Annotated in this window: 1 protein-coding gene; it reads right to left on the bottom strand. The window is 70.6% G+C overall.

Going from position 1 to position 2,252, the window contains the following annotated elements:
- Nucleotides 1-2,252, bottom strand: a 2,252-nt coding sequence (locus ACIY1X_RS26160; RefSeq protein ID WP_399686520.1) for a hemagglutinin repeat-containing protein, incomplete at both ends; no start/stop codon positions are given.

Below are 2,252 nucleotides of genomic sequence, written 5' to 3'. Positions count from 1 at the left end.
GGCCGTGGAGATGCTCACGTCCTGCGGGCTGGTGATGCTCAGGTCGCCGCCCACGCTGGCCGTGACCTTCTCGCCCGTGACCACCGCGCCGTGCATCGTCGTGTCGCCGCCGCTGGCGATGCTCACCGACTGCGCGCCGGTGACGGTGGTGTTGTAGTGCGCCACGGCCAGGCCCGTGCCGCCACCGCTGCTCTTGCCGGCGCCGCCCTGGAAGACCAGCCCCGTCTGGCTGCCCACGCTCAGGGCCGCGCCGGCGCTCATCTGGCTGGACTGGCTGGACGAGATGCTGTTCGAGCTGCCCACGGCCGAGGCCAGTGTCACGTCGTTGTCCGCTGTCAGGCTCACGTTCTCGCCCTCGATGGCCGAGCCCACCACCGAGATGTTGCTGCCCGCGCCCGCCCCCGTGGCGGTGATGCTCACGTTGCCGGCCGCGGAGATGGTCGAGCCCACCGGCACGCTCTGCACCTGGGCCGACTGGCTGTGCGAATGCCCCTTGCTCTGCGTGACGCCGATGCTGGCGCTGCCGAAGCCGCCCGAGGAGATGGCCTGCCCGATCGTCACGGCCGTCGAGGCGGCCGCCAGGGCCTGCGCGCGGCTGTCGTTGGTGCGCTGCGAGGCTTCGGCCAGCGCCTGCACGCTCTTGACGGTGTTGACGATGCCCAGGTTGGCCGTGCCGCCGAAGGTGGCGTGGCTCTCGCGTGACAGGTTGACCGTCAACTGCGTATCGTCCGCCGACTGGATCACCACGTTCTTGGCGCGGATGCCGATGTTGCCCGCTTTGCCGTCGGCGCCGATGCCCAGCGCGAGCACGTCGCTGGCGGTCTGGGTGTAGGTCGCGCCGGATGACAGCGCCACGTTGCCGTCCAGGCTGACGATCTGGCTGCCCACCTGGTGCACCGGCGACGAGGCGGTCTGGCTCATGCCGCTGGCCACGCCGAAGGCCGGCATGCCCGCGCTGTTGGTCTTGCCCGAGGCGTGGACGACCGAGCCCTGGCCCTGGACGTGGGCCTCCTGCGCGCTCTGCACCGTGAGGTTGTTGCCGGCGGCGACGCTCACGTCGTGGTCGGCAATGATCTGCGAGCCGGCGATGGTGGTGTCGCGCCCGCTCTTGATGTCCACGCTGGCGCCGGTCAGCAGGCTGCCGGTGACGGTCACGTCCTGCGTCATGGCGTTGTCGCGCACGCCCTTGTTGGTGAGCAGCGTGCCGGCCACCGGCTCGGGGATGCTGGTCTCGATGGTGACCATGACCCCTGGCACCGACATGGCGCGGGCCAGGCCGGTGGGCGTGCGCTGGGTCGCCGTGGACATGGAGGTCGAGCTGCTGTTGGTCGCCACGCCGATGTTGACGTCGCGGCCGGCGTCCAGGCCCAGCTTGTCCTGCGCCGAGACATAGCTGCCGGAGATGCCGATGTCACGGTCGGCGTCGAGCGTGACGTTCTTGCCGGTGAAGCTGCTGCCGATGGCGTTGTCGGAATGCGCCTGCGCATCCACGGTCGTGTCCTTGCGGCGCAAGGCGTTGCTCGAGCTCCAATGGGCCGAATAGCTGAAGTTCGTCCGCTCCCGCCCCGCTTCGATGCGGATGTCCCGCCCCGCGTCCACGTTCAGGTCGCCTTCGGCCGCCACGCCGGCAGCCCGCGCATTGACGTCGCGGCCCGCATCCAAGCGGACGCTGCCGCCGCCCGAGACGGCGGTGCCCACCTCCGTGCTGTGGATGAAGCTGCCGCTCATGTTGGAGCCGAAGGCCACCGACGCCTCGGTGGTGGTGACAGTGCCGAGGTTGACGTCGTTGCCGGCCTTGATGGCGGTGGCGCCGCTGCCGGCGTTGACGACCTGCGCGCCGATCAGGTTGGCGTCGCGCCCCGCATCGACGGACAGCGCGCCGCCGGGGCCGCTCACGTACAGGCCCGCCACGCGGTCGATGCCCACGTTGCCCAGGGCGCCTGCGCCGGTGGTGGTGCGCACGTTCACGTCGCGCCCGGCCGTCAGGCTGAGCTTGTCGCGCGCGTCGATGGTGCCGCCGAGGTTGTTGATGTCCACCTGCGCCTGGATGCCGACCTTGCCGCCGCTGATGCGTCCGCCCAGGTTGTCCACCGCGGCGGCGTTGATGCTCACCAGTTCGCGGCCCGCGATGGTGCCGGTGTTGACCAGGTTGGCTGCCTTGTCGTCGAACTGGAACTTGCCCGCGGACAGCAGCGCACCGTGGCCGTCGATGTCGCCGGGGCGCACGCGCACGTACACCTGGGGCACCAGCA

The sequence above is a fragment of the Xenophilus sp. genome, from assembly GCF_044462705.1.
Lineage (GTDB): Bacteria > Pseudomonadota > Gammaproteobacteria > Burkholderiales > Burkholderiaceae_C > Xenophilus > Xenophilus azovorans.
The sequence above is the reverse complement of the archived record's forward strand: the minus strand, read 5'-3'. Positions and strand labels throughout refer to the sequence as shown.